Annotated in this window: 17 protein-coding genes; 1 reads left to right on the top strand and 16 read right to left on the bottom strand. The window is 65.8% G+C overall.

Features of this window, described 5'->3' with window-relative positions; genetic code table 11:
• Positions 1 to 20: 20 nt before the first annotated feature.
• The 5 genes from ACQ6S1_RS11330 to ACQ6S1_RS11350 form a co-directional block, all read right to left on the bottom strand.
• Positions 21 to 845: an ABC transporter ATP-binding protein gene (locus ACQ6S1_RS11330; RefSeq protein ID WP_445041328.1), complete on the bottom strand. Its 825-nt coding sequence runs from the start codon at positions 843 to 845 to the stop codon at positions 21 to 23.
• Positions 842 to 1,882, bottom strand: a complete 1,041-nt coding sequence (locus ACQ6S1_RS11335; RefSeq protein WP_445041329.1) for a FecCD family ABC transporter permease — start codon at positions 1,880 to 1,882, stop codon at positions 842 to 844. The genes ACQ6S1_RS11330 and ACQ6S1_RS11335 overlap by 4 nt, the downstream gene beginning before the upstream one ends.
• The gene (locus tag ACQ6S1_RS11340; RefSeq protein ID WP_445041330.1) at positions 1,879 to 2,898 is read right to left on the bottom strand and encodes a FecCD family ABC transporter permease; all 1,020 of its coding nucleotides are present in this window, start codon (positions 2,896 to 2,898) and stop codon (positions 1,879 to 1,881) included. The genes ACQ6S1_RS11335 and ACQ6S1_RS11340 overlap by 4 nt, the downstream gene beginning before the upstream one ends.
• A 20-nt stretch (positions 2,899 to 2,918) precedes the next feature.
• Positions 2,919 to 3,911 carry an iron-siderophore ABC transporter substrate-binding protein gene (locus ACQ6S1_RS11345; protein ID WP_445041331.1) on the bottom strand — a complete coding sequence of 331 codons (993 nt, stop codon included), beginning with the start codon at positions 3,909 to 3,911 and terminating at the stop codon, positions 2,919 to 2,921.
• 164 nt (positions 3,912 to 4,075) lie between these two features.
• Entirely contained in the window at positions 4,076 to 6,322 is a 2,247-nt protein-coding gene (locus ACQ6S1_RS11350) for a TonB-dependent receptor (RefSeq protein WP_445041332.1), read from the bottom strand.
• A gap of 522 nt (positions 6,323 to 6,844) precedes the next feature.
• On the opposite strand from ACQ6S1_RS11350, the gene hydA reads away from it, so the two are divergent.
• Entirely contained in the window at positions 6,845 to 8,260 is a 1,416-nt protein-coding gene (hydA, locus tag ACQ6S1_RS11355) for a dihydropyrimidinase (RefSeq protein ID WP_445041333.1), read from the top strand.
• Positions 8,261 to 8,290: 30 nt separating this feature from the next.
• On the opposite strand, the gene ACQ6S1_RS11360 is transcribed toward hydA, so the two are convergent.
• The 11 genes from ACQ6S1_RS11360 to ACQ6S1_RS11410 are packed head-to-tail and all read right to left on the bottom strand — an operon-like array spanning position 8,291 to position 21,217.
• Positions 8,291 to 9,895, bottom strand: a complete 1,605-nt coding sequence (locus tag ACQ6S1_RS11360) for a rhodanese-like domain-containing protein (RefSeq protein WP_445041334.1) — start codon at positions 9,893 to 9,895, stop codon at positions 8,291 to 8,293.
• A 47-nt stretch (positions 9,896 to 9,942) separates the two neighbouring features.
• Entirely contained in the window at positions 9,943 to 10,737 is a 795-nt protein-coding gene (locus ACQ6S1_RS11365) for a class II aldolase/adducin family protein (RefSeq protein WP_445041335.1), read from the bottom strand.
• On the bottom strand, positions 10,734 to 11,732 hold the full coding sequence (locus ACQ6S1_RS11370) for an ABC transporter ATP-binding protein (protein ID WP_445041336.1): 999 nt from the start codon (positions 11,730 to 11,732) through the stop codon (positions 10,734 to 10,736). Before ACQ6S1_RS11370 ends, ACQ6S1_RS11365 begins: the two co-directional genes overlap by 4 nt.
• Positions 11,729 to 12,787, bottom strand: coding sequence for an ABC transporter ATP-binding protein (locus tag ACQ6S1_RS11375; protein ID WP_445041337.1), 1,059 nt, complete (start codon positions 12,785 to 12,787; stop codon positions 11,729 to 11,731). Before ACQ6S1_RS11375 ends, ACQ6S1_RS11370 begins: the two co-directional genes overlap by 4 nt.
• A 7-nt stretch (positions 12,788 to 12,794) precedes the next feature.
• Positions 12,795 to 13,649 (bottom strand): ABC transporter permease, encoded by an 855-nt coding sequence (locus ACQ6S1_RS11380; protein WP_445041338.1) that lies wholly within the window; start codon positions 13,647 to 13,649, stop codon positions 12,795 to 12,797.
• Entirely contained in the window at positions 13,649 to 14,629 is a 981-nt protein-coding gene (locus ACQ6S1_RS11385) for an ABC transporter permease (RefSeq protein ID WP_445041339.1), read from the bottom strand. The genes ACQ6S1_RS11380 and ACQ6S1_RS11385 overlap by 1 nt, the downstream gene beginning before the upstream one ends.
• Before the next feature lie 14 nt (positions 14,630 to 14,643).
• Positions 14,644 to 15,462: an SDR family oxidoreductase gene (locus tag ACQ6S1_RS11390; protein WP_445041340.1), complete on the bottom strand. Its 819-nt coding sequence runs from the start codon at positions 15,460 to 15,462 to the stop codon at positions 14,644 to 14,646.
• A gap of 19 nt (positions 15,463 to 15,481) precedes the next feature.
• Complete coding sequence (locus tag ACQ6S1_RS11395; RefSeq protein WP_445041341.1) at positions 15,482 to 16,810, bottom strand: acyl-CoA dehydrogenase family protein; 1,329 nt, start codon at positions 16,808 to 16,810, stop codon at positions 15,482 to 15,484.
• A complete protein-coding gene (locus ACQ6S1_RS11400; protein WP_445041342.1) occupies positions 16,807 to 18,402 on the bottom strand; it encodes an ABC transporter substrate-binding protein in 1,596 nt (531 codons plus the stop codon). Before ACQ6S1_RS11400 ends, ACQ6S1_RS11395 begins: the two co-directional genes overlap by 4 nt.
• Positions 18,399 to 19,808, bottom strand: coding sequence for an LLM class flavin-dependent oxidoreductase (locus ACQ6S1_RS11405; RefSeq protein WP_445041343.1), 1,410 nt, complete (start codon positions 19,806 to 19,808; stop codon positions 18,399 to 18,401). The genes ACQ6S1_RS11400 and ACQ6S1_RS11405 overlap by 4 nt, the downstream gene beginning before the upstream one ends.
• 2 nt (positions 19,809 to 19,810) lie before the next feature.
• Positions 19,811 to 21,217, bottom strand: a complete 1,407-nt coding sequence (locus ACQ6S1_RS11410; protein WP_445041344.1) for an LLM class flavin-dependent oxidoreductase — start codon at positions 21,215 to 21,217, stop codon at positions 19,811 to 19,813.
• Positions 21,218 to 21,239 lie beyond the last annotated feature (22 nt).

Raw genomic sequence — 21,239 nt, forward strand, 5'->3', positions numbered from 1 at the left:
CCGATGACCGCATGCGGGATCTAGCGGATGCGGTGATCGTCCAGCATGCCGTGCCGGCCGATGGGCACCATAATGGGGCGGCCTGAGGTCGGATCGGTCAGGATGCGGCTGTCGAGCCCGAAAACGGCGCGGACATTGTCCTCGGTCAGAACCGTTTCCGGCGCGCCGAAGACATGCACCCCGCCCCCGGCCAGCGCGATGAGATGGTCGGCATAGCGCGCCCCGAGATTGAGGTCGTGCAGCACCATCACCACGGTCGTGCCGCGAGCCTGGTTGAGGTCCACCAGAAGGTCGAGGATCTCGATCTGGTGGTTGATGTCGAGGAACGTGGTCGGCTCGTCCAGGAACAGGATGTCCGTTTCCTGCGCGAGCGCCATCGCGATCCAGACCCGCTGGCGCTGGCCGCCGGACAGCTCGTCGACCGGCCGCTCCGCGAGATCGGCGGTGCGGGTCGCGGTCAGCGCATGCACCACCGCGTCCTCGTCCTTCCGTGTCCACGACGAGAACAGGCCGTGATGCGGATGGCGCCCCCGCCGGACGAGATCGTCCACGAGGATGCCTTCCGGCGCGATGGGCGATTGGGGCAGCAGGCCGAGCGTGCGGGCGAGCTCGCGGGTTGGCATCCGGTGGATCGATTGTCCGTCGAGCAGGACCTGCCCGGCCGTCGGCGACAGGAGGCGGGACATGGTGCGCAGCAGCGTGGACTTGCCCGAAGCGTTGGCGCCGACGATCACGGTGATCTTTCCCGGCGGTACGTCGAGGTCGAGATGTCGCAGGATTTCGGTATCGCCATAGCTGGCCGAAAGCTGGCTGACGGTGAGGACGTGGCGGGGATGATCCGTCATAGCGACCTTCCGCTGCGGTTGATGCGGACGATGAGGTAAAGCAGATAGGGCCCGCCGAGCGCGCCGGTGACGACGCCGACGGGATAACGGCTCGGCAACAGGAATTGCCCCGTGTAATCGGCGGCGAGGGTGAGCACCGCGCCGATCAGGGCCGCCGGGAGCAGCAGGGACCCGCCGCCACCGACGATGCGTGCGGCGATCGGGCCGGCCAGGAACGAGACAAAGGCGATGGGCCCGGTGATCGAGGTGACGGACGCGATCATGCCGACCGCCGCGAAAACGACCATGATCCGCGTCCGCCCCACCCGGACGCCGAGGGCGGCGGCGGTGTCGTCGCCCATCCGGAGGGCCTCGAGGTCGCGGCGCTGGGTGAAAAGGAGCCCGCCGAACACGAAGAGGACCAGGAACAGCGAAAGGGCGTCGCTGAGCTGGGCGCCGTTGACGCTGCCCGTCATCCAGCGCAGCGCCTCCTGCAGGTTCCAGGCGGGCGCGCTCGACAGGATATAGGCGACCACGCTGTTGAGCATGGCCGCGACGCCGATGCCGACCAGGATGAGGCGTGTCCCGGCAGCGCCGTTTCGCACCGCCAGGCCGTAAACGATCAAGGCGACCAGAAGCCCGGCGATGACCGCGATAACGGAGACGATGGGCCCGCTGAGCGACAGGACGACGATGCAGAACACGGCGGCAGCGCTGGCGCCCGAGGTGATGCCGATGATGTCGGGGCTGGCCAGCGGATTGCGCAGCATGACCTGAAACACGACGCCGCCGAGCCCGAAGGCCAGCCCGGCCAGAACCGACATGACGGCGCGCGGGAGGCGCAGCGTGCCGATGAGGAAGCTCGCGCCTTCGACATCCTCGCCCAGGATCACGCGCAGCACGATGGAGGGCGGCGTGAACGACTGGCCGAGCACCAGAGTCAGCGCAAAAAGCCCGAAGACCAGCGCCAGAAGAATGCCGAGCGTGAGCCGGCGGCGAACGAGGCGGCCGCGCCGGCGATCGGCGATGGCGTGGATGGCGGCCTGATGCGTCGTCACAATTCGCGGACCTTCTGGCGACGGACGATCCAAATGAAGAAGGGTGCGCCGATCAGGGCCGTGATGATGGAGACCTCGATCTCGCCCGGCCGGGCGACGACGCGCCCGAGAACGTCTGCGGCCAGGAGCAGGCACGCGCCGCCCAGGGCGGAAAACGGCAGAAGCCAGCGATAATCGACGCCGATCAGCAGCCGGCAGAGATGGGGAACGACGAGACCCAGGAAACCGATGGGTCCGCACAGGGCCGTTATCGCCCCGCACAGAAGAACCGCCCCGACCGACGCGACGACACGCGCGAGCGCCACGTTTTCGCCGAGCGCGGCGGCCACGTCGTCTCCGAGCGCGAGTGAGTTCAGCTTGCGTGCGGCCAGCAGGCTGATCGCGAAGCCCAGAATGAGGACCGGCAGAACCGGTACGATCCGTTCGAACGTGGCGCCGCCCACGCCGCCGATCTGCCAGGACTGGATGCCGCCGGCGATGTCGTTTCGGGGAAGAACCACGGCGATGATCAGCGACGCGCAGGCGATCGATGTCGCGGCGCCGGCCAATGTCAGCTTCAGCGGCGTGGCGCCCCCGGCCCCGAGCGATCCGATGCGGTAGACGAACAAGGTGGCCGCGCCGGCGCCGATCAGTGCGCTCCAGAGATAGGATTCGGCGGAGGTGATGTCGAACCAGGCGACGCCGATGACGACGGCGAGCGCCGCCCCGGCATTGACGCCCAGAATGCCGGGGTCGGACAAAGGATTGCGGGTGACGCCCTGCATGACCGCCCCGGCCAGCCCGAGCGCCCCTCCGGCGAGGATGGCCAGCACCATGCGGGGTATGCGTACGGCGACCGCGGACTGGCCGATCGTTTCCGTCTGGCCGCCAATGGCCGCCAGGATATCGCCGAACGAGACCTCGCGCGCACCGACGATCACCGAGACCGCCATGAGCGCGGCGAGGAGGGTGAACAATCCCAGCAAAGCGAGGCCGCGAACCGCGTGGCGGCGACCGGAGGACACACCGGAAACCATGAATTGCGACGTCCGCCCGCTCACTCGGCCTTGCGCGCCGCCTCGGCCAACAGGGCCACGTAATCCTTCAGAACCCAGGAGATCGCAAGGGGCGTGGGGTTGGCGGCGGTGCCGGCGGAATTGCGGCCGAGCACGACGACCGATTGCCGCTTCACGGCCGGCATCCGCGCCATCAGGGGATTGTCGCCCAGCGCCTTGAGGAGATCGGGCCCGCCATAGGTGACGAAGATGTCGACGTCCTCGAACAGATCGATCTTCTCGGCGCTGATCGAACCGGAATATTTGCCGGGCTGGCTGGCGTCGAGCGCCGCCTTCGGAGAGACGAGCCCGAGATCGTCGAAGAACTTCACGCGGGTGTCGTTCGGCGTGTAGAAATTGATGGTGCTGAGGTCGCGAGCGCTGAGGTGCGTGACGAACATCGCCGATTTGCCGCGCAGCTCCGGATATTGCGCAATCGTCCCGGCGATCTCCGCCTCGATCTTCGCGATCAGCGCCTGGCCCTCTTCGGCCATTCCCATGGCCGTGCTGCTGAGGCGGATCATGTCGCGCCATTGCGTTGACCACGGCGCCTCCGGATAGGCGACGACCGGGGCGATCTGGCTCAGGGTGGCGTAATCCTTCTGGCTCAGGCCGGAATAGGGGGCGAGGATGACATCGGGCTGCGTGGCCGCGACGGCTTCGAAGTCGATGCCGTCGCCCTCGTTGAACAGGACCGGCGTGCCGGCGCCGAGTTCCTTGAGCTTTGCCTCGACCCAGGGCAGCAGCCCGTCTCCGTCCTCGTCGCCGAACGGGGCCCTCGCGAAACCGACCGGAACCACGCCGAGCGCCAGCGGCACCTCATGGTTCGCCCAGTTCACGGTCGCGACCCGTACCGGCTTCTTCTTGATTACCGTCTCGCCGAGGGCGTGCATGATGGTGATGGGATAGGTGGTTTCGTCAGCAATGGCCGTGGATGCCGCGCCGAAGGCCAGGCAAAGGGCCGCGATGCGGATGAGGGAGATCAATCGAGGCATCGGAAAAGGCCTGTTCGTGGAGCCCGCTGAACGCGTCCGGAGCTCGGAGGTTTTTGGGCGCAAAATGCGCGATGCACGGCAGGGACGCGCCTGCCGTGCATCATCGTGAAAGCTGTTCCTCTGGCCGGCCCCTCATGCGATGGGCCGGCCTTGGCGTGCATCCCTCAGAACTTCATCGCGACGGAGCCGAGGAAGGTGCGGGGCGAGCCGACCGTCACGAAATTGCCGGTGGTCAGCCAGTAGTTCTCGTCGAACACGTTCTCGACGGTGAGCCGGGCGGTGACCGGCGTGTCCTGAATGACGGTCTCGTAACGCGCGCCGAGATCGACGCGGGTCCAATCCGGGAACTCCAGAAGGTTATCGTTCGTGAGGTAGGAGCCCGACGTGTAGATGACGCGTCCGTTGAGGGACAGCCCTTCCACCCACGGCGTATCCCATTCGAGGCTGGCCGATGCCGTGAAGTCCGGCTGGCCTGCCGCTTCGTTGCCACGCTGCGACGGATCGGCCGGGTTCGTCAGTTCCGCGTTCAGGAACATCACGCTGGCGTAGCCGCGCAGGCCGGGAATGATCTCGCCGAAGGCAGAGAGCTCGAGGCCGCGATTCCGCTGCTCGCCATCATAATCCCGCGGACCAGGCACGGTGCCCACCAGATTGGGGCGCGAAATCTGGAAGAGCGCGGCGGTCGTCGTGATCGTGCCCCAATCGACCTTCACGCCGACTTCCTGCTGATCCGACTTGTACGGTGCAAGGACTTCGCCCGCATTGGAATAGCCAGAATTCGCGGGGACAGTCTCGCCGGCGGAAAGCCCTTCCGCATAATTTGCGTAAATCGAAACCTTGTCCCACGGCTTCACCACAATGCCGGCAAGCGGGCTCGTCGCATCCGCCTCATAGGAGGTCGTCCACGAATTGCCCCCGAACGTTTCCTGCTTGACCTCCTGATAACGGACACCCGCCGTCAGCAGGATCCTCTCGTCGAGAAACGACATCGTATCGACGACTGCGTAGCTCGTGAGCGTCTCCCGGTCGGTCTTGGTCGGTTCCAGACGGTCGCCGGATATGCTCGGAAGTGGCGACGGGTTGTAGATGTTCGACGGAACCGTTGCGTCGCCCTGGGTGTAAGACCAGCCGCTTTCCTCGGTGTAGCCGGTGAACACGACGTTCATCGAATGGTTCACGAAGCCTGTGTCGAAGTTCGCGCGCAGACCCACATTCCCGCTGTCGGTCGAGGAATAGGAATCGTAATACGAGTTGGTCAGGAAGAAGTTGCCGTTCTCATCGACGCCGCCGTTAACCGCGCGGGTATCCGGGAAGGTCTGGTAGTTCTCGCCCTCGCGATGGCCATAGCCCGCATAGGCCGTCAGCCAGTCCGTCACATCGTATTCGGCGAACGTCGCGATCGTGTTGTCGTGCTGCTCAAGCTCGGTGCCCGGGAACCAGTTGCCGCGTGCATCGGGCGCGCGGGGAATGAACGGAATATCGGAACGGAGAGTCGCCTGCGGGCGGAAATTCTCCGTGTTGTCGTTCTGAGTGATGGCGTCGAGTGCCCACCGGAAGCGATCGCCATTGTAGTCGATCGACAGCGCGCCGACGCCGGATTCCCAATCGCCGTCCTCGATCGAGGCTTCGCCCTTGCGGCCGACGCCGTTGAAGCGGATGCCCCATTCCTTGTTCGCGCCGAAGCGGCGATTGGCATCGACCGCGACGCCGAAATTGCCGTCGCTGATGAAGCCGGGCGTGACCTCGATGAAGGCTTCATCGATCGCGCGCTTTGGAATGATGTTGATGGCACCACCGACGCTTCCGCCCGGCGGAATGCCGTTCATGAAGGCGCCCGGTCCCTTCAGAAGCTGGATGCGCTCGATGTATTGCGAGTTGACGCGGTTGGACGGGATCAGCCCATAGAGGCCGTTGAAGCCCACATCCTCGGAATTGACCTGGAAACCGCGGATCTGGAAGGTGTCGTCGAATCCGTTGCTGCCCGTGGTCAGGCGCACCGAGGCGTCATTGACAAGAATGTCCGCGGCCGTGCGCGCCTGCTGATCCTTGATCAGCTTTTCGGTGAAATTGACCGTGCTGAACGGCGTGTTCATCACGCTCTGCGTGCCGAGGATGCCGAGCGATCCGCCCTGAGCGACCTGGCCGCCGGCATAAGGCGCCGGGACCGAGCCGATGCGGCCCTCGCCGGTGCCTTCGACTTCGATTGTCTGGAGTTCGATGGTGCCGTCCGCCGAAGCGCCGGCCGCCGTCTGCGCCGAGGCCGGCGCGACGAGCAGGGCTCCCACGACCAGACCACCCATCAATTGGGCCATCAGCGCGCAATGGCTGAAGCCGGACAGGAAAGTCTGGCGCAAATGGGCTTGGCCACACGCCCTGCGCTGAAGCGCAGTCTGATTGTCGGCGCGGTGCATATCGAATCTCCTCAAAGACGCATCCGCATCCGCAGCCCCCGCTGCACGCACTAAGATGGAGCGTCACACAACAACAAACTCAAGCGCCCTGATAGCCACGTTGAGAAAATGTGGCAAGTAGGTGGCAGGCACATTATTATTAGAAGAGCTCTAATATAGGCAAAGTTGCTCTGGGAAGAGGTGTGGCTGTACATCCACAATAAACAATATATTTTCAATAGCTCGTAAGAAGGCTGCGAATGTTTGCTTTCTACTTATGCCTACACTGCATCGCTGCCCTGATTTGATCGCGGGTTGGGGCGTCGCTCCCAAGTCGATGGGAGGCCCTGATGCGATCACGGGCTGCAAATGCAACGCCAGATGCGAATTGCGCAATGGCTCCATGCCGGGAATTTGCCCATTCTGCACAATGTTTGAGATTGTGGCGTCCGGCCCGACCCTGCAGCGTGATCAACCTGGATTCGGCGTCAGAAACGGTCGGAGCCGGTCTGTCCTGTAGGATTGCGCGATGGCTTCTTTCCGATGAACGATTTCGATCTTGTCATCCGTGGCGGCACGGTCTGCACGGCGGCCGATACGATCGTCTGCGATGTGGGCATTGCCAATGGCGTGGTGCAGGCGCTCGGCCGTAATCTCGCGGGCGCGAAGACGATCGATGCCGGCGGGCTTCTGGTCCTGCCGGGCGGCATCGACAGCCATGTTCATCTGGCGCAGCCGAGCGGGCATGGCATCGTCATGGCCGACGACTTTGAGAGCGGCACGGCCTCCGCAGCCTGCGGCGGCAATACGACGATCCTGCCCTTTGCGGTGCAGCCGCGCGGCCAGTCGCTGCGCGCCGCCGTGCAGGATTATCATCGCCTGGCCGAAGGCAATTGCTACGTCGACCACAGCTTCCACATGATCATCTCGGACGCGAGCGATCGCGTGCTGGGGCAGGAACTGCCGGCTTTGGTGCGCGACGGCTATACCAGCTTCAAGATCTTCATGACCTATGACGATCTTAAGCTGAACGATCGCGAGATCCTCAACGTGCTGGCGGTTGCCCGCGACGAGGGGGCGCTCGTCATGGTCCATGCCGAGAACGACGACGCCATCAAATTCATGGCCGAGCGTCTGGAAAATGAGGGGCGCACCCAGCCCTACGGCCATGCCGTCTCGCGTCCCTCCATGGTGGAGCGTGAGGCCACGCATCGCGCCATCAGCTTCGCCGAGCTGGTGGATGTGCCCATCGTCATCGTCCATGTGTCCGGACGCGGGGCCATGGAGCAGATCCGCTGGGCGCGCGACCGCAACCTCAAGATCTATGGCGAAACCTGCCCTCAATACCTCGTCCTCACCGAGGACGATCTGAACCGCGACGGGATGGAGGGCGCCAAATTCGTGTGCAGCCCGCCGCCGCGCGACACCGACAGCCAGGACGCTTGCTGGCAGGGGCTGGAGCAGGGCGTGTTCCAGCTGTTCTCGTCGGATCATTGCCCGTTCCGCTTCGACGGCCCGGACGGCAAGCAGCGGCATGGCTCGGATGCGAAGTTCAGATGGATTCCCAACGGCATTCCGGGCGTCGAAACCCGCCTGCCGATCCTCTTCTCGGAGGGCGTGTCCAAAGGGCGGATCAGCATCAACGATTTCGTGGCGCTGACCTCGACCAATCACGCCCGCATGTACGGCCTCTATCCCCGCAAGGGTACGATCGCCGTGGGCTCGGATGCCGATATCGTGCTGTGGGATCCCGAGCGGAAGGAAACCATCCGCCAGGACATCCTCAATCACGGTTGCGATTACACGCCCTATGAAGGGCTTGAGGTAACGGGCTGGCCGGTCATGACCGTCCTGCGCGGCGAGGTTGTCGCGCAGGAGGGGAAAATCGTAGGCGCGAAAGGCTATGGCGCTTATCTTCGCCGAGACCTCTCCGAAATGGCGCGGCCCGGCCGCCGGTGATCAGGCCAGCGGCCTCGCTTTGCTGAAACGCTAGGGCGTGTCGATGCTGAACTGGGCGCCGCCATCGGCGGCGACCTGTCGGGGCAGATCGCCCTCCCAGTCGAGATAGGCGCGCGATGCTTCCAGATTGCCCTGGTGGCGGTCGTGGTTCCACGTCAGGAAATCGATACGCGCGTGGTCCGCCGGTTCGGTGTCGGCTTCCGTCCAGGGCAGGCCGGCGGCCCGCCAGGCGGCGTCGCCGCCGCTGAGCACACGCACCTCGCCCGTCGCGGCCTCGCCCAGTTCGACGGCCAGCAGCGCGGCCAATGCCGGGTCGCTTCCGACGACGAGGATCTTCGGAGCCTTACGAACCGTTTCGGGCAGGCCGTCGATGCGTGGCCGGATGGCCCACACCGCGCTCGCCGGATGGCCCTTGCGGAATTCCCCGCTGGGCGACGCCGAAACGATCTGTCCGTCCTCGGCAAGCCAGCTTTGCGCCTCGGCAGCGGTGACGCTGTTCACGTCGACGATCTTGGTGGACACCTCGTCGGCGCCCGTGACGAGCTCACGGGCTTCCAGTGCGCCATCGAGCGCGAACGCGTCCCAGCCAAGCTGGTTCAGCCAGTGCGCGGTGATCGTGCTTCGGACGCCGTCATCGTCCACGAGGACGAGGCGTGCGCGGCGCACGGCCACCCATTCGTCGAGCGTCTGCACCAATTGGCCGCCGGGCACGGACACGGTGCCGGCGAGGTGACCGGCTGCAAATTCTTCGGGGCTGCGCACGTCGATCAGGACCGTGGTGCGGGCCGCGTCGGCCCGCCATTCGGCAAGCGTGTCATGATCGATGTGGCGCACGCCGTAACGTTCGTTCAGCGCGTCGGCGCGTTCACGCGCCTTGGCCCGTGCCTGCGTGCTCGGAATATGCGAGGGCCGGGGACCGGATTCGAACGGGAGACCGGCCAGCCGCCAGCCCTGCGTGCCGCCGGCCAAGGCGACCACCCGGTTGGGAACGGCGGCGTTGATCAGGGTTTGCGCGCCCATGATGCCGCGCGTGCGGCCTGCGCAGGACACGACGACGAGCGTGTCGGGCGATGTCACGACGTCATCGAACCTGTGCACCAATTCGCCACCTGGCACGCTGATGGCGCCGGGAACGTGAAATCGGTCGAACTCTTCCTCCGTCCGGCTGTCGAGGATGATGAAATCCTCCGCGCCATCCTGCAGGCGCTTCAGATCCTCGGCGCTGATGTCGGGCGTGTGGTAGGCATGCTCCACCACTTCCGCGAACGACTTGCTGGGCACGTTGACGCCCTGGAAGACAGGGAAGCCCGCCGATTTCCAGCCGTCGATCCCCTCGTCGATGGCGTGCAGATTTGTGTAGCCGAGCGCCTTCAGCCGCCGCGCGGCGCGTGCGGCGATGATCCCGTCACCGTCGATCAGGACGATGCGGGTGCCTTTGCGCGGCACCAGACGCTCCACATCGGCTTCCAGCCGGCTGTAGGGCAGATTGACGGCAAGGAGCGGATGCCCCCAGCCGAATTCGCCTTCCTCGCGGACGTCGATGAACGCGATCTCCTCGGGTTCCTCCAGCCATTGCCGCACCTGTGTGGCGGACACGGAGCGGACGACGGACGGATCGAAGACAGGGATGTTCATGGAGGTGCCGATCGAGAAGCTGGAAAAAGGCGCGCGGTGGCTGACGGCTAGTCGCGGTAGCCGGGATTCTGCCGGTCGAGCAGGCGCTTGAGCGCATCGAAGTGCATCTCATGCCCCGGCTTGCCGCCATTGGTGAGTGGCGTACCGGTGATCTGGGCGTAGACGTGGTCGACCTGCTCGTCTGTCAGGTAACGGAGCGGCTGGCCCGTCCATTGCGCGAACAACTGCACACGCGCCGAGCGCTCGAGCTGGTAAAGCCGGTCGTAGGCTTCCGAGATCGTGCGGCCCGCCACCAGCACGCCGTGATGGGCCATGATGAGGATGGTCTTGTCGCCCAGCACGTCGGCGAGGCGCTCACCCTCGGCGGTGTCGCGGGCGAGGCCGGTGTAATCCTCGTCATAGGCGATCTGGGTGATCAGCTGCGCCTCGGTGTGACCGATGGGCAGGAGCCGCTGGTCCTTCAGCCGGGTGAGGGCGCTGGTATAGGGCATGTGCGTGTGAAGCAGCGCCGCATGCTGTGGCTTTCGACGATGGATCGGCGCGTGGATGCAATAGGCGGACCGCTGCAACGGGCCCTGGCCGTCGAGCACCTCGCCGTCGTAGCTGACCGTCAGCAGGCTTCCCGCATTGATCTCGGACCAGTGCAGGCCCAGCGGGCTGACGTAGAAGCGGTCGTCGGTTCCGGGCACCGCGAGCGTGAAATGGTTGTAGATGCCTTCGCTCATGTCCTGGATGACGGCGAGGCGCTGGGAGGCCGCGAGATCTATGCGGGCCTGAAGCTGCTCGGGCGTCTCTCTGGAGGCGCCACGTGTGGCCGGGACGATGGGAACGACAGCGTTCATGAGGCACATTCCTTCTCAGCGATGTGGATGTCTGGACTGGCGGCCTCGCCGTGGAGATGGCAGGCGGCGGCGTGGTCCGGCGCGATGTTGCGCAGAACCGGCGCTTCCCGGCGGCAGATCGCCATGGCGTGCGGGCAGCGTGTGTGGAAGCGGCAGCCCTGCGGCGGCGCATAGGGATTTGGCAGGTCGCCGCTGAGGTGCGCCGCCGATGCGGCACGCCGCTGCGCCGGGTCCACCTGCGGCACGGAGGCGATCAGCGCCTGCGTGTAGGGATGGGCCGGCCGCCGCCACATCGAGGCCCGATGCGCGATCTCGACGATCTGGCCGAGATACATGACCGCGATCCGGTCGGCGAGATGCTGCACGACGGAGAGGTCGTGGCTGATGAACAGATAGGCCACACCCCGCGATTCCTGCAGATCGGAGAGCAGGTTCAGGATCTGCGCCTGCAGCGAGACGTCGAGCGCGGAGACAGGCTCGTCGCAGACGATGAGGCTCGGCTCCAGCGCCAGAGCGCGGGCGATGGCGATGCGCTGCCGCTGCCCGCCGGAAAACTCATGGGGGAGCCGGTCGGCGTGATCGGCGTGCAGCCCCACCTGCCGCATCAAGGCGAGAACACGGTCGCGCCGCTCCCGGTGATTGCCGAGCCTGTGCAGGGCGAGCGGCGCCTCGAGCAGCGCGCCGACCCGTTTGCGTGGATCGAGAGAGGCCGACGGGTCCTGAAACACCATCTGGAAGCGTTTGCGGTGCGGCCGCAGCCGGCGCCCCTTCAAGCGCGTGATGTCGGTGCCGTCGAGCGAGATGCTGCCGGAATGAGGTTCGATCAACCGCATGATCGCCTTGCCGAGCGAGGATTTCCCGCAGCCGGACTCGCCGACGAGGCCGAGCGTCTCTCCTTGTTTCAGCGAGAAGCTGATGCCGTCGACCGCATGAAGAAGGCCACGGCCCGTCTGGTAGCGGACCTCGAGGTCGCGGACATCGAGCAAGGCGGTCAAAGCGCCTGCCTCCCGGCTCTTGCGAACGCCGGAACGGCCGCCCGCGGGGTGGCGGGCACGGTGAGCTTTCGGGCGAAGGGTGCCGCGATGGTTCCGACGGACGGCTCGATCTTGTGGCAGGCGGCGCGGGCGCGCCCGAATGGCCGCAGGGCCGGACTTTCCGTCGTGCAGCGTTCATCCGCCAGCGAGCAGCGCGGCGCGAAGGCGCATCCCTGCTGCATCGTGCCCGGCTTGGGGACCAGGCCGGGGATTTCCTGAAGGCGCTGTCGCGGCTGGGGCTCACCGAGCGTCAGGCCCGGTTTCGCACCCATCAGACGCCTTGTATAGGGATGAAGCGGGTGCGCGAAGAGGGCGGATGCGTCCTGCTCCTCCACCTTGCTGCCGGCATACATCACGAGCACGCGGTCCGCGGTTTCCGCCACGACACCGAGGTCGTGGGTGATCAGCAGGAGGCCCATCCGCAGTTTGCTCTGAAGATCACCGAGGAGGTCGAGGATCTGCGCCTGGATGGTGACGTCGAGCGCGGTCGTAGGCTCGTCCGCGACAAGGATCGACGGATTCGACGCGATGGCGATGGCTATGGCGACGCGCTGGCGCATCCCGCCCGAGAAGCGGTGCGGATAATCGTTCAGCCGCCGTCGGGCGTCGGGGATGCGGACGAGGTCGAGAAGCTCGGCCGCGCGATCGCGGCTGGCGCTGCGACCCAGATCACCATGGGCGCGGACGGCTTCCACGATCTGCTCGCCGACCGTCAGCACCGGATTGAGGGCCGACATCGGGTCCTGGAACACGATGCCGATGCCGGGTCCACGGATTTGGCGCATCTGCCGCTCGCCGAGGCCCGTCAGTTCGGAGCCGCCGAGCCGGATGCTGCCGGACAGCCGCGCCGACCGCTCCAGAAGCCGCGTGACCGCCAGGGCCGTCATGGACTTGCCGCAGCCGGATTCGCCGACGATCGCGAGCGTCTCGCCGGCATCGAGCGAGAACGACAGGCTGTCCACCACCGCGGCGTCGCCAAATCGGACAGACAGGTTTTCGACCTCAAGCAGGCTCATCTCTGGATCACCGGGTGCGAGGATTGAGGATGTCGTTCAGGCCGTTGCCGATGAGCATGAAGCTCATCACGGTGACGAAGATCGCGAGGCCGGGGAGCGCCGTCATGTACCAGGCGGTGCGCAGCATCGGCCGGCCGGCGCCCACCATGCTGCCCCAGCTCATCACATTGGGATCGCCAAGGCCGAGAAAGGCGAGCGACGCGTCGGAGAGGATGGCATGCGCGACGAGGATCGACGCCGCGACGATGACGGGCGACAGGCTGTTGGGCAGCACATGGGTCCAGATGATGCGCCCATGACCCATGCCCATGGTGGTGGCCGCATGGACGAAATCGAGCTGGCGGACCCGCAGCGCTTCGGCGCGGACGAGGCGGGCGATCTGAGGCCAGGACGTGATGCCGATGGCGAAGGCGATGCTTTCGACCGATGGGCCCAGGATCACCACGAGAATAATGGTGAAGAGCAGGCTCGGCATGGTCTGGAACAGCTCGCTGATGCGCATCAGCACATCGTCGACCGCACCGCCGAAATAGCCGGACAGGATGCCGAACGTGATGCCCACGATCAGCGACAGGCTGGTCGCTGCGATTCCCACCGTCAGGGAGGTGCCGGCGGAATGGGCGATGGCGGCCGCCATGTCGCGGCCCATCATGTCGGTGCCCAGCGGGAAGCGGGCGTCAACGCCCGGCCACAGCGAGGCCCGCCCCACCATGTCTCTTGGATCGGTGGGATAGAACAGCGAGCAGGTCAGCGCGACGAACGCGACGATGGCCAGCAACAGCAGCCCGACGAACAGAGCGCGCGATATTTTCAGCCGGCGCAGTGCGGGCAGCGGGCGGGATGGGACGGTGATGATGGCCATCAGCGCACCTCCACGCGGGGATCGAGCACGGCGTAGAGCAGATCCACGAGCAGGTTCACGATGATGACCATGAGCGAGCTGCACAGGAAAATGCCGAGCAGCAGGTTCACGTCTCGCGCGAACACCGCCTCGTGCGCCAGCCGCCCGACGCCGGGCCAGCCGAACACGGTCTCGATGACCACCGTCCCGCCGAAGATCGCGCCCACTTGCAGGCCGGTAATGGTGACGATGGGCAGCAAGGCGTTGCGCAGCACGTGGCGGATGATGATGCGCGTGCCGCTGAGGCCCTTGGCCCGCGCGGTGCGGATAAAATCCTGGCCGTAGACCTCCAGCATCGCCGAGCGCGTGATGCGCACGTAGATGGACAGGAAGAACAGGCTGAGCGTGAAAGCCGGCAGGACGAGGTGCCGGGCGACGTCGACGACATAGTCCCAGGTGCCGTCATAGGAGGTGCCGATGGTGACCATGCCGGCCGAGGGTAGCCAGCGCAGCTTGATCGAGAACACCACGATCATCATCAGGCCCACCCAGAACAGGGGCGTGGCGAAACCGATGGTCGAGACGATGGAAATGCTCTCATCGACGGCGCTGCCGCGGAAGCGCGCGGCAATCGCGCCGAACGTCACCCCGATGACGAGGGCGAAGGCGATCGCCGTCAGGGACAAGAGGATGGTGGAGGGAAGCCGTTCCACGATCAGATCGGCCACCGCCATGTTCTGGCGGAAGGAGAAGCCGAGATCGAGATGGATGATGTTGCCGATATAGTTCAGGAATTGCTGGGACAGCGGCACGTCCAACCCGTACAGCGTGCGCAATTGCTCCATGTATTCGGGCGTCGCCGAACCGGATTCGCCGGCCATGACATCGACGAGGTCGCCCGGCGTCAGCTTCAGCAGGACGAAGTTCAGCAGCACGATGCCGAAGGCCAGGGGAAGCGCCTGGACCAGTCTCCGGCCGACATAGATCAGGGTTTTCGGCAACGGCGCGATCCTTCTTACAGAACCGCGGCCTGGCCGCCGTCGACCGAGACGAGCGCACCCACGACGTAGCTTGCCTTCTCGCTCGCCAGGAACAGCGCCACATTGGCGATCTCTTCGGGCTCGCCGTAGCGGCGCAGCGGCGTCTGTGCCTGGCCGCGCGCCAGGGCCTCCTCGCGGCTGATGCCCAGCCGCTGAATGTCCAGCGCGAGGCCCTGCTCGACCCGGCCCGTCAATGTGATGCCGGGGTTGATGGCGTTGATGCGGATGCCGTAGCGCGCGTAATAGCCGGCCAGCCCAAGCGTCGAGAGCAGCAAGGCAGCGTTCGACGAGCCGCCCGGCAGATGATTGTCCGCCGGCACCCGTCCGCCCGTTCCGACGATGTTGACGATGGCGCCGATCTGGCGGAGCGGGGGCGTGGTCCCGTCGGTCTCGGCGCGGCTGCGGAAGCGTTTCAGCACGGCATCCTGAACGTGGATGTAGGGGAAGAACTTCGCCTCCAGCCCTGCCCGCCATGCGGCGGCGTCCAGCAACTCGGCTGGGGTACGCTTCGCGGCGCCGGCGCTGTTGATGAGGATGTCGAGCGGGCCGAGCCGCGCCTCGGCCTCGTCCACGGCGCGTGTGGCGGCCGCGGGGTCGGCGAGATCGGCGACGACGGTCTCGACCGCGAAGCCCTCAGCGGACAGCTCGGCTTGCGCCTTGGCCAGATTGTCGGCGCTGCGCGAAAGGATGGCCACGCGGGCACCTTCCGCTGCAAAAGCCCGGGCGGCGGCAAGGCCGAGGCCCTTGCTTCCTCCGGTAATCAGGACGTTTTTCTGGTGGAGGCCAAGATCCATGATGGTGTGCCTGATGTAATCAATAGTACATGGTGATCGGCGGAAGGGTGCCGTTCGTGTAGTAATTGCCGACGATCTTGTATTTGTACGGCGTGGCATCGTGCGTGGTGTGCGTGCGCGCGTTTCGCCAGTGTCGGTCGAAATTGTTCGTGCTGAGCGTCGCCGACGCGCCGCCCACTTCGAACAGCAGGTCCGCCGAGCGCAGGGCGGCTTCGTTACAGACGATCTTGGCCTCCGCGACGGCGACGGACGCTTCGGCGAGTGTCTGCTCCACCCGCTCCCACGGATGCTTTCCGGTCAGCCAGCCCTCGTGCCAGAGGTCGTGCGCCTCATCCACGCAGCCGGCCGCCCAAAGCAGGGACGCGCGAGCGGTGTGCGCACGGGCGGCGATGTCGCCGATGGTGTGGAGCACGTAAGGATCGTCGCCCGCGCGGGTCACGCCGCTGTCGGGCAGCACGCGGGCTTTTTCCCGGACGAAGCGCGCGGCATCGTCGAGCACGTTGAGCGCGATCCCGACCTCGATCGTCGAATGCAGGACCTGCGTGCCGCTGGCCTGATAATTACGGGTGCTGCCTTCGCGCGCGTCGAAGGGGATGATCTCGTCTTCGGAGACGGCCACGTCCTCGAAGCGGGTGGTGCCGCTGGCCGTGCCCTTCTGGCCCATGGACCGCCAATCGTCTTCCTGATGGATGCCGGCCCGGTCGCGGGGCAGAAGCACGGAGACCGTATGCCCGTCATCATGGCGTGCGGTGACCCGCAGCAGGTCGGCCATCAGGCCACCAGTGCTGTAGAACTTGGTGCCGGTCAGGCGATAGCCTTCGCCGTCGCGCACGAGGCGTGTCGCCATGTCGGTGCGGATCGTGCTGACGCGCTCGGTGGTGGCGCCGCTGATGATGGCGCCGTGCCGGACCGCGCCGAGGTAAAGCTGCCGCTGATCCTCGGTGGCCATCAGGCGGATGCGTTCGATGGTGGTGGTGTGGGGCAGCAGCACCTGCGCCACGCTGGGATCGCCCTTGGCGAGATGGATCATCACCTTGGCGGTGTCGGTGTAGGAGAGATGCGGCCCGCCATAGGGACGCGGAACGCGGATGGCGGTGAGGCCGGCCTTCCGCACCTCCTCCAGCTCCGCGCGCGGCAGACGCCCTTCGCGGTCACGGTCGGAGGCGGTGCGGGAGAGGGTTTCGCCGAGCTCACGCGAAGCGGACACCAGGTCGGACGGCGACTGATCCGAATTGACGACGGGTTCGGGATAGCGACCGAGATGGATGGCGGATCCCGCCGGTGATTTCACGGTTTCAAGCATGGGCAGGGCTCGCTCGGTGCGTTCAACTGGGCCGGTGTCGGTCATGGCGCGAGCCAGACGTCGCGGAACGAGGACAGGGCGCCGTCAGGCGTCTGCGCAACGCCACGGAGCCGGTTGCTGTGGATCGTGACGTGCTCGATCTCGGTCAGCGAGAGAAAGGGCAGGTCCTTCTGGACGATGCCCTGAAGGCTCTTGAACAGTTCCGCCCGCTTCTCCGGATCGGCTTCCGAGCGAATTTTCGCGATGAGGGCATCGGTTTCCGGATTCGCGTAGCTGGAGACGTTCATGTTTGGAACGCCCTTGATGTAATTCGTCGACAACAGCTTGCGGAACAGGCCCATTTCCGGGTCGATCATTGCCGAATACTGACCAAGCTGCGTGTCGAAGTCGTAATCGGTGAAGACGCGCCGTGTGTAGGAGGCCATGTCCTGCGTGCGGACCTCCAGCTCGATGCCGACCTGTTTGAGGTTCTGGCGGATGTATTCGGCCGACAGACGATGGCCTTCGCTGATCGGCGCGTAATCCTGGCTGATCGCGAAGCGCACACCGCCGGCCTTGCGCGGATATCCGGCCTCGTCCAGCAGCGCCTCGGCCCGTGCGGCGTCGAAGCTCCGGACGCTGACATCGGGTGTATAGAAGCGCTTGAGGGATGACGGAATCGGCCCGGTCGCGGGCTTGCCGAAGCCGTACCAGGCGGTTTCGATCAGGCCCTGCCGATCGATGGCGTGTTCGATCGCTTCGCGCACCTTCAGATTGGCGAGGATCGGGTTCTTCAGATTGAATTCGAGCTGCAGGAATTGCGACTGGAAATCATAGCCGCGCCGTTCGGCCTTCAGTCCGGCCTCCTCCAGCCGGGCGACGTCTGGGAACGGAACGGCGTCGAACGGCGCGTAGAGCACCTCGCCCGTTTCCAGTGCCGCGGCGCGGGAGGCGGCGTCGGGAATGGTGCGGAAGATCACGCGGTCGAGATAGGGGCGGTTCTCCACCCAGTAATGCTCGTTGCGGACGAGTTCGACATATTGCCCCTTCTTCCATTCCTTGAAGGCGAAGGGGCCGGTGCCGACCGGTTTTGAATTGTGCGGATTCTTCAGCGGCTCGGTGCCTTCGTAGAGGTGCGCGGGAAGAACCGGCGATTCCGCCGCCGACAGCGCGCTGAAGATAACGAGCGAGGGATGCTCCAGCCGGAACACGGCGGTGTGCGGATCGGGGGTCTCAACGTCCTTCAGCGCCGCATAGGTCGAGCGGCCGCGCGGGTGGAACTTCTTCCAGAGCTCGAGGGCGCTGTAGCGGACATCGTCGGAGGTGAAGTCCTGCCCGTCGTGCCATTTGACGCCACGGCGCAGATGAAAGGTGATGGACAGCCCGTCGGGAGCGATGTCCCAGCGCTCCGCAAGGGCCGGCTGAGGCACGAAATCCCTGTCGTAGACGGCGAGCCCGTCGAACACGTTGGCCGTGACGATGGCCAGCGGATAATTGTTGTTCACGATGCTGACGAGCGCGAACGGCTCCGGCTCGAGCACGCCGATCAGCGTGCCGCCCCGGGCCGGGGAGGGCGGCGTCTGAGCTAGGGCGGGCGAGACGATCGAGGCCAGCGCGAGCGCGCCGATGAGGTGATTGAGGCGACGGCGCGTGATCATTCCGCAGGCTCCCGAACAGGCGCCGGCGAGGGCGTGGCCGTGACCCCATGGCGGAAGCCCGCTCCCGGATGCCGGGAGGACAGCCGGGCGTGGCCGGAGCCGTAGATCTTCTCGCGCAGTGTGCCCGGCGCGTATTCGGTCTTGTAGACGCCGCGGTTTTGCAGCTCGGGCACGACGAGATCGACGAAGTCGGCGAGGTTCGCGGGCTCGACCACCCGGGTCAGGTTGAAGCCGTCGACGCCGGCGTCATCGACCCACGACAGCAATTCGTCGGCGACCTGTGAGGGCGTGCCGACCACGAACGGCCCGCGCCCCCCGACTTCGCCGAAATCGGCCAGATCCTTGACCTTCCACACCCGGTCCGGGCTGCGGATCGTCATGGCCTCGAGCTTCGACTGCATGCCGTTGCTCTTGACGTATTGCACCGGATCGTCCGGGCCGTACTGCGCGAAATCAATGCCGGTCCAGCCCGACAGGAGGGCCAGCGCGCCCTGCACGTCGAGATGGCCACGATAATCCTCGTATTTGTCGCGCGCTTCGGCTTCGGTCGGCGCGACGATCACGGTGGCGCCGACGAAGATCTTGATGTCCTCCGGCCGGCGGCCATAAGCGGCGGCACGGCGTCGGATGTCAGCAGCGTTTTCCGCGAGCGATGTCTTGCTCTGGTTCGCGAACACGCATTCCGCATGGCGGGCGGCGAATTCGCGGCCGCGTGTCGACGTGCCGGCCTGATAGAGCAGGGGCGTGCGCTGCGGCGACGGTTCGCTCAGATGGATGGCGTCGAGATTGAAATGTTCGCCGTGATGGCTGATGCGGTGAACCTTGGCGGGATCCACGAACCGCCGCCCGACCTTGTCGTGCACGGCCGCATCATCTTCCCAGCTGCCTTCCCAGAGCTTGTAGACGAGCTCGAGGAATTCGTCGGCGCGGTCGTAGCGGTCGTCGTGGGCGCGGGTGGTGGTTTCGCCGAGCGCCTTCGAGCCGCTGTCGAGGTAGCCGGTCACGATATTCCAGGCGATGCGGCCCTTCGTGAGGTGATCGAGCGTCGAGAAGCGGCGCGCCAGATAATAGGGCTGTTCGTAGCCGACCGACGCGGTGACGCCGAAGCCGAGATGACGCGTCGCCGCCGCCATGGCCGAGATGAGCACGGACGGATCGCCGCTCGGGATTTGCGCGCCGGCTGCCAGGGCTGCGTCGGGCGATCCGTTGTAGACGTCGTAGACGCCCGACACATCGGCCAGGAAGATGCCGTCGAACAGGCCGCGCTCGGCCGTGCGTGCGATCTCGGTCCAGAAATCGAGGTCCGTGTAGTTCACGCACGTGTCTTGCGGATGGGTCCACAGGCCGGCCCAGGAATGCCCCGGCGCGTTCATGTGGAAGGTGTTGAGGTGGATCTGTTTGGCCATGTTCATGCCTCGACGGGCGTGCGTGCTTCGGAAGCGGGAGACGCGGTGCGGCGCGTGTCGGAGGCGGGGTGGTTGGCGCCGAGCCGCGCGCGCCCCTCTCCGAAGAACTTCTCGCGGAGCGTGCCGGCGGCGTATCCCGTCTTGTAGGCGCCGCGCCGCTGCAATTCCGGCACCACGAGGTCGATGAAATCGGTATAGGTCTCCGGCAGCACCGCGTAGGCGAGGTTGAAACCGTCCGCGCCGGTCTCCTCCACCCAGCTTTGCAGTTCGTCGGCGACCTGCGTGGGCGAGCCCACGATCAGCGGTCCCTGACCGCCGATGCCAGCGTGCCTTGCGATGTCGCGCAGCGTCCATTTTCGGTCGGGATCGGCGATGGTGAAGGCCTCGATGGTCGAGACCACGCCGTTGTCGCGGTTCTCGAACTGCAGCACCTCATCGAGATCGCGCCCGGACAGGTCGATGCCGGTCCAGCCCGAAAACAGCGTGAGCGCGCCTTCCTCGCTGAGGTAGTCGCGGTATTCGGCGAGCTTGGCCTGCGCGGCCTCCTCGGTTTCACCGACGATGACGGTCATCAGCGGGAAGAACAGCAGGTCGGCGGGATCGCGGCCGTTTTCGGCGGCCCTGCGCCGCACGTCGTCAACGATGTCCTTCACGACATTTTTGGTCGGCGCGGCGAGGAAGACGCCTTCGGCATGACGCGCCGCGAAGACGCGTCCCCGGAGCGATGCGCCCGCCTGGAACAGCACCGGCGTGCGCTGGGGCGAGGGCTCCGTCAGGTGGATGGCGTCGAGCTGGTAATGCGGCCCGTCGTGGTGGACGCGGTGCACCTTGTCGGCACGCGCGAAAATCCCCGCCTCGCGGTCCCACAGGACGGCATCGTCTTCCCAGCTCGCTTCCCAGAGCTTGTAGACGGCGTCCATGAAGTCGTCGGCGACGTCGTAACGGGCGTCGTGGCCCAGCAAAATGCGCCCCATGCCCTTCGCGCCGGCCGAGGATTTGCCCGTGACGATGTTCCAGCCGACGCGGCCCTTCGTCAGCTGGTCGAGGGTCGAGAACTTGCGGGCGAACAGATAAGGCGGTTCGAACGAGAGATTGCCGGTGATCGCAAAGCCGAGATGCTTCGTGACGGCGGCCATGGCCGGCACCAGCAGGATGGGATCGTTGGTCGGAACCTGTGAGCCGTGCCGCAGCGCCGCATCGAGATTGCCGCCATAGACGTCGTTCGGCCCGATCCCGTCGGCCAGGAACACGGTGTCGAACAGGCCGCGCTCCAGCGTCCTGGCCAGTTCGCACCAATGGTCGAGGTCCTGATAGGATGTCGAGCGATCACGCGGGTGGCGCCACAGACCCGGCGATTGATGCACCGGCCGGTTCACGACGAACGCGTTGAAGCGGATTTCCTTGGTCATCGCTGCGCTCCCGCAGAAGAAT

Source organism: Terrihabitans aquatilis (assembly GCF_052542005.1).